The sequence below is a fragment of the Streptomyces sp. NPDC059564 genome, assembly GCF_042735575.1.
Taxonomy (GTDB): Bacteria; Actinomycetota; Actinomycetes; order Streptomycetales; family Streptomycetaceae; genus Streptomyces.
Genome location: NZ_JBHWBP010000077.1, coordinates 18,125 through 28,931, shown reverse-complemented (window position 1 = coordinate 28,931; position 10,807 = coordinate 18,125). Strand labels below are relative to the sequence as shown.

At 74.7% G+C, this 10,807-nt stretch carries 7 protein-coding genes; 6 read left to right on the top strand and 1 reads right to left on the bottom strand.

Annotation, left to right across the window (positions count from 1 at the left end):
• Positions 1-251 precede the first annotated feature (251 nt).
• A complete protein-coding gene (murA, locus tag ACFV0Q_RS16130) occupies positions 252-1,589 on the bottom strand; it encodes a UDP-N-acetylglucosamine 1-carboxyvinyltransferase (RefSeq protein ID WP_385005647.1) in 1,338 nt (445 codons plus the stop codon).
• Positions 1,590-1,851: 262 nt separating this feature from the next.
• Between murA and ACFV0Q_RS16125 the strand changes: the two genes are divergently transcribed.
• The 6 genes from ACFV0Q_RS16125 (at position 1,852) to ACFV0Q_RS16100 (ending at position 10,675) form a co-directional block, all read left to right on the top strand.
• Positions 1,852-2,412, top strand: a complete 561-nt coding sequence (locus tag ACFV0Q_RS16125; RefSeq protein ID WP_385005645.1) for a YqgE/AlgH family protein — start codon at positions 1,852-1,854, stop codon at positions 2,410-2,412.
• A gap of 28 nt (positions 2,413-2,440) precedes the next feature.
• On the top strand, positions 2,441-2,725 hold the full coding sequence (locus ACFV0Q_RS16120; RefSeq protein ID WP_053679372.1) for a DUF3039 domain-containing protein: 285 nt from the start codon (positions 2,441-2,443) through the stop codon (positions 2,723-2,725).
• 215 nt (positions 2,726-2,940) lie between these two features.
• The gene (locus tag ACFV0Q_RS16115) at positions 2,941-4,584 is read left to right on the top strand and encodes a beta-N-acetylhexosaminidase (protein ID WP_385005643.1); all 1,644 of its coding nucleotides are present in this window, start codon (positions 2,941-2,943) and stop codon (positions 4,582-4,584) included.
• A gap of 384 nt (positions 4,585-4,968) precedes the next feature.
• Positions 4,969-5,880 carry an FAD binding domain-containing protein gene (locus ACFV0Q_RS16110; RefSeq protein ID WP_266577098.1) on the top strand — a complete coding sequence of 304 codons (912 nt, stop codon included), beginning with the start codon at positions 4,969-4,971 and terminating at the stop codon, positions 5,878-5,880.
• On the top strand, positions 5,877-8,339 hold the full coding sequence (locus tag ACFV0Q_RS16105) for a 2Fe-2S iron-sulfur cluster-binding protein (protein WP_385005640.1): 2,463 nt from the start codon (positions 5,877-5,879) through the stop codon (positions 8,337-8,339). Before ACFV0Q_RS16110 ends, ACFV0Q_RS16105 begins: the two co-directional genes overlap by 4 nt.
• Before the next feature lie 86 nt (positions 8,340-8,425).
• Positions 8,426-10,675, top strand: a complete 2,250-nt coding sequence (locus ACFV0Q_RS16100) for a xanthine dehydrogenase family protein molybdopterin-binding subunit (protein ID WP_385005649.1) — start codon at positions 8,426-8,428, stop codon at positions 10,673-10,675.
• Positions 10,676-10,807: the final 132 nt, after the last annotated feature.

Genomic DNA, 10,807 nt, shown 5'->3' with positions numbered 1-10,807 from the left:
CCCAGGGCGGCGGCGGGTCCGCTCAGCGCGGCCCCCCGCGCGGCCCCCCGCCCCCCCCAGCCCGCGGCCCCCCCCCCACCCCAGCCGCGCGCGCCGGTTAGCACAGCCCCCCCCCCCCCGCGCGGCGCCCCCCCCCGGGGGGGGGGCCCCCCCTTCGGTCTGCCCGGGCCCGTAACGGGCCCTGACGGGCCCCCACAGGCCCTTCCCGGGGCCTTGTGGGGCCCCGGGAAGGTGATCGGGCTGAATGGGACTCAGACGAGGTCGCCGTTCGGCAGCTCGACCTTGGCGCCCAGCTCGACGAGCTTCTCCATGAAGTTCTCGTAGCCGCGGTTGATGAGGTCGATGCCGTGCACGCGCGAGGTGCCCTCGGCGGCCAGCGCCGCGATGAGGTACGAGAACCCGCCGCGCAGGTCGGGGATGACCAGGTCGGCGCCCTGGAGCTTGGTCGGGCCGGAGACGACCGCCGAGTGCAGGAAGTTGCGCTGGCCGAAGCGGCAGGCGCTGCCGCCCAGGCACTCGCGGTACAGCTGGATGTGAGCACCCATCTGGTTGAGCGCCGAGGTGAAGCCGAGCCGCGACTCGTAGACCGTCTCGTGGACGATCGACAGGCCCGTGGCCTGCGTCAGGGCGACGACCAGCGGCTGCTGCCAGTCGGTCTGGAAGCCGGGGTGCACGTCCGTCTCCAGCGCGATGGCCTTCAGCGGGCCGCCCGGGTGCCAGAAGCGGATGCCCTCGTCGTCGATCTCGAACGCGCCGCCCACCCGGCGGAACGTGTTGAGGAACGTCATCATCGAGCGCTGCTGCGCGCCGCGGACGTAGATGTTGCCGCCGGTCGCCAGGGCCGCGGAGGCCCACGAGGCGGCCTCCAGGCGGTCCGGGAGCGCCTTGTGGTTGTAACCGCTCAGACGGTCCACACCGGTGATGCGGATGGTGCGGTCGGTGTCGACGGAGATGATCGCGCCCATCTTCTGCAGGACGCAGATGAGGTCTTCGATCTCCGGCTCGACGGCGGCGTTGCTGAGCTCGGTCACGCCCTCGGCCAGTACGGCCGTCAGGAGGACCTGCTCGGTCGAGCCGACCGAGGGGTAGGGGAGGCGGATCTTGCAGCCGCGGAGGCGCTGCGGGGCCTCCAGGTACTGGCCGCCCTCGCGCTTCTCGATGGTCGCGCCGAACTGGCGGAGCACGTCGAAGTGGAAGTCGATCGGACGGCCGCCGATGTCGCAGCCGCCCAGGCCGGGGATGAAGGCGTGGCCGAGGCGGTGCAGCAGCGGGCCGCAGAAGAGGATCGGGATCCGGGAGGATCCCGCGTGCGCGTCGATGTCGGCGACGTTGGCGCTCTCGACGTAGGTCGGGTCGAGGATCAGCTCGCCCGGCTCCTCGCCGGGCCGCACGGTCACGCCGTGCAGCTGGAGCAGCCCGCGCACGACCCGCACGTCACGGATGTCGGGAACATTGCGCAGCCGGCTCGGCTCGCTGCCGAGCAGGGCGGCGACCATGGCCTTCGGCACGAGGTTCTTCGCGCCGCGGACACGGATCTCGCCCTCGAGCGGGGTTCCGCCGTGGACAAGCAGGACATCGTTGCCGGTCATGGATCTCGCGTTCCGGAGAGGATGGGCAGGGGATCAGTGAAAAGGGTAAGGGTCACTACCCCCTTGTTTGTATGGCTGACGTGGCCGTAGGACTGTATTGAATTCGGTACAGCACCCTCAGTGCGCGGCAGGTAGCGGAGTGTCGTGTTCCGGCGGTCGCGACGGCGCGCGCTCCTCCCTGCCGCAGTGCGCCCTGAGCTGCGCGTGATCCGATGGGGCCGCCCGCTCCCCCTGAAGGACGATTGTGCGAGATCATGTCCGCATGACCGAGGTGTCCTCCCTCACAGGGCGGCTGCTCGTGGCCACCCCCGCCCTCGCGGACCCGAATTTCGACCGCGCGGTGGTGCTGCTGCTCGACCACGACGAGCAGGGCTCCCTCGGCGTTGTCCTCAACCGGCCCACCCCGGTGGACGTCCGCGACATCCTGCTCCCGTGGGCGGCGCTGGCCGGCGACCCCGGAGTGGTCTTCCAAGGCGGCCCGGTCGGGCTGGACTCGGCCCTGGGGGTCGCCGTGATCCCGGGCGAGGAAGGGCCCCTGGGCTGGCGCCGGGTGCACGGCGCGATCGGCCTCGTGGACCTGGAGACCCCGCCCGAACTGCTGGCCGCCGCCCTCGGCGGCCTGCGCATCTTCGCCGGCTACTCCGGATGGGGCCCCGGCCAGCTGGAGACCGAGCTGGGCGACGGCGCCTGGTACGTCGTGGACTCCGAACCCGGCGACGTCTCCTTCCCGGACCCCGAACGGCTGTGGCGGGCGGTGCTGCGGCGCCAGCGCAGCGAGCTCGCGATGGTCGCCACCTATCTGGACGACCCGTCGCTGAACTGACCCGCGCCGGGTTCAGTACCCTGGCTTTATGAGCACTCTTGAGCCCGAGCGCGGGACTGGTACGGGGACCCTCGTAGAGCCGACGCCACAGGTGTCCCACGGCGACGGCGACCACGAGCGCTTCGCCCACTACGTCCAGAAGGACAAGATCATGGAGAGCGCGCTCGGGGGCACCCCCGTCGTCGCGCTCTGCGGCAAGGTCTGGGTACCGGGCCGCGACCCGAAGAAGTACCCGGTTTGCCCGATGTGCAAGGAGATCTACGAGTCCATGGGCGCCGGCGGCGACAAGGACAAGGGCGGTAAGGACAAGTAGGAAGTCCCGGGACGTCGCGGGACGTCCCGCCGGGAGTCCGGCGGGACGTACGGCAGGAAGTCCCGGCTTTCGAAGGCGAAGGCCCTCGGTGCGCGGATCCGCGCCCGGGGGCCTTTTGCGTGCCCCGGGGGCGGGTTAGGGTCGGCGCGACGAGTGCTCTGTGGAACGGGCGTTGCGCAGGGTGCAACAGGCTTGTTGTGGCGAAGGGCTGACGCATGGACCTGATCCCCGTACCCCGGGTCGCGGTCGTGGACGAGGGGGGCCGCCGCTACCGGTTCGGCCCCGATCCGGTGCTCGCCGCCGGGCCCGGGGCCGAGGGGGTCGCGCGGTGGGTGCGCCGGGAGCTCGGGGGCGCCACCGGCTGGGGGCTGCTGCCGCCGGCGGCCCCGGCCGCGCGGGGCGACGTACGGCTGGCGGTCGATCCGCAGCGGGCCGGCGGGTACGGGCCGGAGTCCTACCGGCTGGAGGTCGGCCCCGACGGCGTGGAGCTGACCGGCGCCTCCGCCGCCGGGCTGTTCCGGGGCGCGCAGACCCTGCGTCAGCTGCTCGGCCCCGACGCGTACCGCAAGGCGCCGCTGCCCGGACGGCCCGCCTGGGACCTCCCGTACGCCACCGTCGAGGACGGCCCCCGCTTCGCGTGGCGCGGGATGATGCTCGACGTCGCCCGGCACTTCACGCCCAAGGACGGGGTGCTGCGCCACATCGACCTGCTCGCCGCGCACAAGCTGAACGTGCTGCACCTGCACCTGACGGACGACCAGGGCTGGCGCGTCGAGATCAAGCGCCACCCGAGGCTCACGGAAGTGGGTGCGTGGCGGGCGCGCAGCCGGTGGGGGCACCGGGCCTCGCCGCTGTGGAACGAGACCCCGCACGGCGGCTTCTACACCCAGGACGACATCCGCGAGATCGTCGCGTACGCGGCCGAACGGCACGTCCGGATCGTTCCCGAGGTCGACATCCCCGGGCACTCGCAGGCCGCCATCGCCGCCTACCCCGGGCTGGGCAACCGCGACGTCGTGGACACCGCGGCGCTGGAGGTGTGGGACGACTGGGGGATCAGCGAGAACGTCCTGGCCCCCACCGAGGGCGTACTGCGCTTCTACGAGGAGGTGTTCGAGGAGCTGCTGGACCTGTTCCCGGCCGAGGTCTCGCCCTTCGTGCACGTCGGCGGCGACGAGTGCCCGAAGGCGCAGTGGCGGGCGTCGGCGGCGGCGCAGGAGCGGATCCGGGAGCTGGGCGTCGACGGGGAGGACGGCCTCCAGGCCTGGTTCATCCGGCACTTCGACCGCTGGCTCACCGCGCGCGGACGCCGGCTCATCGGCTGGGACGAGATCCTGGAGGGGGGCCTGGCGGAGGGCGCCGCCGTGTCCTCCTGGCGCGGCTACGCGGGCGGGATCGCCGCCGCCGAGGCCGGGCACGACGTGGTGATGTGTCCCGAGCAGCAGGTGTACCTGGACCACCGTCAGGCGGAGGGCCCGGACGAGCCGATGCCCATCGGGTACGTGCGTTCCCTGGAGGACGTCTACCGCTTCGAGCCCGTGCCGCCGAAGCTGTCGCCGGAGGCCGCCGCGCACGTGCTGGGCGCGCAGGCCAACGTGTGGACCGAGGTGATGGAGAACCAGAGCCGGGTCGACTACCAGGTGTTCCCGCGACTGGCCGCCTTCGCCGAGACGGTGTGGTCGGCGCTGCCCGAACCGGAATCCCGGGACCACGCGGGCTTCGAGGTGCGGATGACCGCGCACTACGCACGGCTCGACGCCCTCGGGGTCGAGTACCGGCCACCGGCGGGACCGTTGCCGTGGCAGCGCCGGCCGGGAGTCCGGGGACGTCCGGTCGAGGGCGCGCCCCCGATCGTGTGACCCGGGGCGCGGACCGCCGCCCCGGCCGTGGTTGGCCGGAAGCGGAACTCTTCGGAAACCTTTGGAACTCTCCCCCGAATGAGGTGGATAGGGGGGAAATCGGGCGTTCCGGAGCGGGCGCCGGAAGGGGCGGGTGAGTGGTGCGGGAGTGGCGTACGGGGGGTGTGCGGGCAGTGCGCGAGGAGCGCCGGGGCCCTCCGCCCGGCACCGGCCCCTCGCGTGCGGGCGGCGCCGGAGCGCGGACCGGGCGGCGGTGACCGGCGGACCCTCGCGCCGGGTGGTCCCGAAGATGTGCCAGAGTTGCCACGTCCCGGCGGTGAGCACGTACCGTACGGCGGACAGGCGTGAGCGCCGGGACCGGGACATCGGGAAGGGGCAGCTGGGTTGACCACGCACGCACCGCACGCATCGCATTCGACTCAGGGGCCGCCCGCGGCCCGGGCGGCGCAGTCCGTGACGCTGCCGGCCTCGCTCGACGAGGCCGTGGCGGCACTCACCGCCATGCCCGCGGCCGTGCCCGTCGCGGGCGGCACCGACCTCATGGCCGCCGTCAACGCCGGGCTGCTGCGCCCCGCCGCGCTGGTCGGCCTCGGGCGCATCAACGAGATCCGCGGCTGGCAGTACCAGGACGGACACGCGCTGCTCGGCGCCGGACTGACGCACGCCCGGATGGGACGGCCGGATTTCGCCGCTCTCATCCCGGCGCTCGCCGCCGCCGCCCGGGCCGCGGGCCCGCCGCAGATCCGCAACGCCGGCACCCTCGGCGGGAACATCGCGACGGCCGCGCCGACCGGTGACGCCCTGCCCGTGCTCGCGGCGCTGGAGGCGGTGCTGGTCATCGTCGGCCCCGGCGGCTCGCAGCGCGAGATCCCCGTCTCCCACCTGCTCGCCGGGCGCGAGATGCTCCGCCCCGGCGAGCTGATCGGCTTCGTGCGGGTGCCGCTGCTGCACGCCCCGCAGGTGTTCCTGAAGGCCACGGGACGTACGGGTCCGGGGCGCGCGGTGGCGTCCGTGGGGCTCGTACTCGATCCCGCGCGCCGGGGTGTGCGGTGTGCGATCGGCGCGGTGGCCCCGATGCCGCTGCGGCCGCTGGAGGCCGAGCAGTGGGTGGCCTCGCTGATCGACTGGGACGGGGACCGCAGCCTGGCCCCCGAGGCGCTGGAGGCCTTCGGCGAGTACGTCGCGGCCGCCTGTGTGCCCGACCAGGGGGAACCGGTGTCCTCCGGAGTACTGCATCTGCGGCGGACGGTGGCCGTGCTGGCGCGCAGGGCCCTGGGAAGGGCGCTGACCTCATGAGTGAGAACGAGAACGTGAGCGGAACGACCGGGAACGCGGGCGGTACGGGCGGCGCGGGCAACGGCTGGGGCTGGGAGCCGGTGCCGCACGGCGGCGAGTACGACTCCGAGGCCACGGCCTTCGTGAAGCTGCCGCAGGACATGCTGGACGCGCTCGACAACGGGGAGCCCCTCGCGGCGCCCGGGCACGGGTACGTGCCGCCGCCGATGATCGTGCCCCTGGGGTCGGCCAGTACGGATCCCACCGCCACCGGCACCTGGACGATGCCGGTGCAGTGGCCCGAGGCGGAGGCCGCACCGGCGGCCGCCGCGCCCGCGCGGGGACCGATCCCGGCCTCCATCCCGCTGCCGCCGTCGGTGGCGGCGTCCTTCGGGGAGCCGGGCGGGCCCGCCGTGGCCGGGGGCGACGCGGATTCCGGGTCGACGGCCGAGTGGCAGTTCCCGGAGGCGGTGCACCAGCCGGAGGGACATCAGGCGGAGGCGCACCGGGCGGAGGCGCACCGGCCGGGGGTCGTGCACTGGCCGGAGGCGCATCAGGCGGGAGGCGTGCACCGGCCGGAGTCGGGGTACCTGGCCGAGGGTGTGCACCTGACCGAGTCGGCGCACCGGTCCGAAGGCGTGCACCGGCCCGAGTCGGAGCACCGGGCCGATGAGCGGGTGGCGACCGGGCAGTGGACGCTGCCGACCGGCGGCGAACCGCTGCCGGGGACGGGTGAGTTCCCGGGTGGCGTCGGTGGTGGCGGCGTCGGTGGTGGCGCGGCCGCGGCCGACTGGAGCCAGGCTCCGGCGCCGCTGCCGGGCGGGGCCGCGGCTCCGTGGGCGCAGCCGGGGGCGCTGGACGGGCTGGGCGCCGCCGGTGCCGGTGGTACGCACGGGGCCGGCGTCGGGGGCTCCGGGGTGGCCGGGGCCGATGTGCTGATGAGTTCCGGCGTGCTGCCGGGCGAGGGCACCGGGGCCGGTGTCCTGGGGCGCGGGCCGAGGGTGCTGGGCGGGCCGGGGGTCGGGACCCCGCTGCCGGACACCTTCCCGCAGCCCGGGCCGGAGCCGGAGGGCGTGCCGCACGCCGCCCCCGACATCGACGCCGCCCACGGCCCGGCGCTGGCGCCGGTGGAGGAGCAGCGGCCGCGTCCGGTGGACGCCGAGGCCGCGGGGGCGCCGGCCGACGGGCACGCCCCCGAGCAGGGGCACGGCCACGGGCACGGATTCGTGGAGGCGGCACCCGCCGTTGGCGCCGGGCCGGCGGAAGCCGTCGCCGAAGCGGGGGCCGGGCCTGCGCCGGACGAGGACGGCGCCGACAGCGGCGTGACACCCCCGGACGAGGGTGGCGCCGGAGGTGTCCCGGTGCGGGAGGCGGCGTACGAGGAAGAAGCGGCCCCCGCCGTCGCCCATCACGAGCACCCGTCGGCTTCGTACGTCCTGCGCGTCAACGGCGCCGACCGGCCCGTCACCGGCGCCTGGATCGGCGAGTCCCTGCTGTACGTGCTGCGCGAGCGGCTCGGCCTGGCCGGCGCCAAGGACGGCTGCTCGCAGGGCGAGTGCGGTGCCTGCGCGGTGCAGGTCGACGGGCGGCTCGTCGCCTCCTGCCTGGTCCCGGCGGCGACCGCGGCGGGCAGCGAGGTCCGGACCGTGGAAGGTCTTCCGACCGACGGGGAACTGTCGGACGTGCAAGAGGCGTTGTGCAGGTCGGGCGGGGTGCAGTGCGGGTTCTGCGTGCCCGGCATGGCCATGACCATCCACGACCTGCTGGAGGGCAACCACGCCCCCAGCGACCTGGAGACCCGGCAGGCGCTGTGCGGCAACCTCTGCCGCTGCTCCGGCTACAAGGGCGTGATCGAGGCGGTCCGCGAGGTCGTCGCGGAGCGCGAGGCGACCGCCGCCGCGACGGCGGCGGGTGACGCGGCGGGCGCCGTCGGTGCCGTTGGCGCCGCTGGTGCCGCCACCGAAGCGCGCATCCCGCACCAGGCACCGCCCGGCGAGGGCGGCGTCCACGGGGGGCACGGCGGTCACGACGCCTTCGGCGGTCCGGGCCCCCTCGGCGGCCAGGGCCTCCAGGGCGGCGGCCACGGCACCCTCGGTGGCCAGGGTCTTCAGGGCGGCGGCCACGGCACCCTCGGTGGCCAGGGTCTTCAGGGCGGCCACGACATGTTCGGCGGGCAGGGTCTTCAGGGTGGCCACGGCACCCTCGGCGGGCAGGGCCTCCAGGGTGCCGGCCACGACGCGTTCGGCGGGCAGGGTCCCCAGGGTGCCGGCCACGACACGTTCGGCGGGCAGGGTCCCCACGACGGTGGGCACGACTCCTTCGGCGGTCAGGGCCTCCAGGGCATCCACGACACCCTCGGCGGTCAGGGCCTGCAAGGCGGTCACGACACCCTCGGCGGCCACGGCCTCCCAAGCGGCGGTCACGACACCCCCGGCGGCCAGGGGAACCACGGGATCCAGCACAACGGAGGCATGGCGTGAGCGGGCATGACGCGGCCACGGCGACCACGGCCGTCACCACGGTCGGCTCCGCGGCGGACGGGGAATCGCCCACGCCGCCGACCGGCATGCGCGGAATCGGCGCCTCCGTCCCCTCGGCGGACGCCCGCGCCAAGACCGAGGGCACCTTCCCGTACGCCGCCGACCTGTGGGCCGAGGGCCTGCTGTGGGCCGCCGTCCTGCGGTCCCCGCACGCCCACGCCCGCATCCTCTCCATCGACACCTCGGCCGCCGCCGAGATGCCCGGCGTCCACGCCGTCATCACCCACACCGACGTCCCCGGCGCCACCACGCACGGCCGTCGCATCGCCGACCGGCCCGTCTTCGCCCACGACGTGGTCCGCCACCACGGCGAGCCCATCGCCGCCGTCGCAGCCGACCACCCCGACACGGCACGCCTCGCGGCCGCCGCCATCGCGGTCGAGTACGAGCTGCTGGACGCCGTCACGGACCCCGAACAGTCCTTCGGCGCCGCCCCGCTCCACCCGGACGGCAACCTGGTCCGGCACATTCCGCTGCGCTACGGCGACCCCGAGGCGACGGGGGAGGTGGTGGTCGAGGGCCTCTACCGGATCGGCCGCCAGGACCCCGCTCCCATCGGCGCCGAGGCCGGGCTGGCCGTGCCGCGGCCCGACGGGGGCGTGGAGATCTACACCGCCTCCACCGACCCGCACACCGACCGCGACCTCGCCGCCGCCTGCTTCGGGCTCGACCCGGACCGCGTACGGGTGGTCGTCACCGGCGTCCCCGGCGCGACCGCCGACCGCGAGGACCCCGCCTTCCAGCTCCCGCTCGGCCTGCTCGCGCTGCGCACCGGCTGCCCCGTGAAGCTGGCCGCCACCCGCGAGGAGTCCTTCCTCGGCCACGCCCACCGTCACCCGACGCTGCTGCGCTACCGCCACCACGCGGACGCGGAGGGCCGGCTGGTCAAGGTCGAGGCGCAGATCCTGATGGACGCGGGCGCCTACGCCGACTCCTCCTCGGAATCCCTCGCCGCGGCGGTGGCCTTCGCCTGCGGCCCGTACATCGTTCCGCACGCCTTCGTGGAGGGCTGGGCGGTCCGCACGAACAACCCGCCGTCGGGGCACGTGCGCGGCGAGGGCGCGATGCAGGTCTGCGCCGCGTACGAGGGCCAGATGGACAAGCTCGCCGCCGCCCTCGGCATCGACGGCGCGGAACTGCGGATGCGCAACGTCCTCTCGACGGGGGACCTGCTCCCGACCGGCCAGACGGTGACCTGCCCGGCGCCGGTCGCCGAACTCCTGCGCGCGGTCCGCGACTACCCGCTGCCCTCCCTCCCGAAGGACACCCCCGAGGACGAGTGGCTGCTGCCCGGCGGCCCCGAGGGCGCGGGCGAACCCGGCGCGGTGCGGCGCGGGGTCGGCTACGGCCTGGGCATGGTCCACATGCTCGGCGCGGAGGGCGCGGACGAGGTCTCGACCGCCACCGTGAAGGTGGTCGGCGGCACGGCCACCGTCATCTGCGCCGCCGTCGACACCGGCCAGGGCTTCGCGACCCTCGCGCGTCAGATCGTCCAGGAGGTCCTCGGCGTGGACGAGGTGGCGACGGCCCCCGTCGACACCGACCAGCCGCCGGCGGGCCCGTCGGCGCACGGCCGCCACACCTGGGTCTCCGGCGGCGCGGTGGAGCGGGCGGCCAAGATGGTCCGTACGCAGCTCCTCCAGCCGATGGCGCACAAGCTCGGCATGTCCACCGAGCTGCTGCAGATCGCGGATGGCCGGATCACGTCGTACGACGGCGCCTTCTCCACGACGGTCGCCGAGGCCATAGAAGGCAAGGAGCTCTGGGCCACGGCCCAGTGCCGCCCGCACCCGACGGAGCCGCTGGACGCGGACGGCCAGGGCGACGCCTTCGTCGGCCTCGCCTTCTGCGCGATCCGCGCGGTGGTCGACGTCGACATCGAGCTCGGCTCGGTGCGGGTCGTGGAACTGGCCGTCGCCCAGGACGTGGGCCGCGTGCTCAACCCCCGCCAGCTGGAGGCCCGTATCGAAGCGGGCGTCACCCAGGGCGTGGGCGCGGCCCTCACCGAGAACCTCCGCTCGGTCGCGGGCCTGGTCCGCCACCCCGACCTGACCGGCTACGCCCTGCCGACGTCCCTCGACGCCCCGGCGGTGCGCATCGTCCGGCTGGTGGAGGAGCGGGACGTGGTGGCGCCGTTCGGCGCGAAGGCGGCGAGCGCGGTACCGGTGGTGACCACCCCGGCGGCGATCGCCTCGGCGGTGCGCGCGGCTACGGGACGCCCGGTGAACAGGATCCCGATCCGGCCATCGGCGGCCGTGGCGACGCCCAACTCGTGACCGTGTGACCTGCATTGCACGTGCAACCCGAGCTTGGGCCTGTCGGTGGTGATCGATAGACTGGCCGACGGCACTCGGAACGTGCGGGTGCGAACGGGGACGCGGTGACGCGGGGATACGGGGATTCGGGGA

What these genes read in the sequence shown, in the direction of transcription:
- murA (WP_385005647.1), bottom strand. Translation starts at nt 1,589, where the DNA reads ATGACCGGCAACGATGTCCTGCTTGTCCACGGCGGAACCCCGCTCGAG.
- ACFV0Q_RS16125 (WP_385005645.1), top strand. Translation starts at nt 1,852, where the DNA reads ATGACCGAGGTGTCCTCCCTCACAGGGCGGCTGCTCGTGGCCACCCCC.
- ACFV0Q_RS16100 (WP_385005649.1), top strand. Translation starts at nt 8,426, where the DNA reads ATGCGCGGAATCGGCGCCTCCGTCCCCTCGGCGGACGCCCGCGCCAAG.
- ACFV0Q_RS16120 (WP_053679372.1), top strand. Translation starts at nt 2,441, where the DNA reads ATGAGCACTCTTGAGCCCGAGCGCGGGACTGGTACGGGGACCCTCGTA.
- ACFV0Q_RS16115 (WP_385005643.1), top strand. Translation starts at nt 2,941, where the DNA reads ATGGACCTGATCCCCGTACCCCGGGTCGCGGTCGTGGACGAGGGGGGC.
- ACFV0Q_RS16105 (WP_385005640.1), top strand. Translation starts at nt 5,877, where the DNA reads ATGAGTGAGAACGAGAACGTGAGCGGAACGACCGGGAACGCGGGCGGT.